Source organism: Variovorax sp. P4_D9, from assembly GCF_056401695.1.
Genome location: NZ_JBFUIU010001711.1, coordinates 1 through 648 on the forward strand (window position 1 = coordinate 1; position 648 = coordinate 648).

At 65.7% G+C, this 648-nt stretch carries 1 protein-coding gene and 1 pseudogene; both read right to left on the reverse strand.

Going from position 1 to position 648, the window contains the following annotated elements; genetic code table 11:
- A pseudogene (locus AC1DY5_RS57910) lies at positions 1 to 214 on the reverse strand (IS110 family transposase); the annotation flags it as partial.
- Between the two features lie 130 nt (positions 215 to 344).
- The coding region (dtd, locus tag AC1DY5_RS57915; protein ID WP_478123083.1) for a D-aminoacyl-tRNA deacylase at positions 345 to 648 on the reverse strand (304 nt) is incomplete at its 5' end.

Sequence of the window (648 nt, forward strand, 5' to 3'; positions counted from 1 at the left end):
TGCCACACCGGCTTCCAGTACACGCCGGTGGCTTCCATGGCCACGTGGGTGCAGTCGTGCTCGGCCAGCCAATCAGCCAATTCGAGCATTGGGTGGTCGTGGTGCCGAAGCTGCGCACCTCCTGATGCATGGGCGGGGAGACGCATCGCACGCAGGCCACGATGGTGTCCTTGTGCACGTCCAGGCCCGCACAGCGCGTGTAAAGCACTTGCATGAGAACTTCCTGGCGGTTGATGGGCACCGCAGGCAGTCCTCGTCATCGAACTCTACTAGTCGTACTTCGGGGCGTCGCCGCCCTCTGCGACATTCCGGGGTGCTCGCAGGACTGCGGGTTCAACTCTGAGCTACTGAATCTGCAGCGGGATCGTGACCGGCCCGTCGTTGACCAGGTGCAGCTGCATGTCGGCGCCGAACTCTCCGGTCGCCACTACCGGATGCGCTTCGCGCGCCCGGTCCACGAAGTACGCATAGAGCCGCCGCCCTTCGTCGGGCGGCGCCGCCTGCGTGAAGCTCGGCCGGTTGCCGCCGCTCACGTCGGCCGCCAGCGTGAACTGGCTCACCACCAGCAGTCCGCCGCCGACGTCCTGCACGCTGCGATTCATCTTGCCGGCATCGTCGGCGAAGATGCGCAGCTTCAGGATCTTCGCC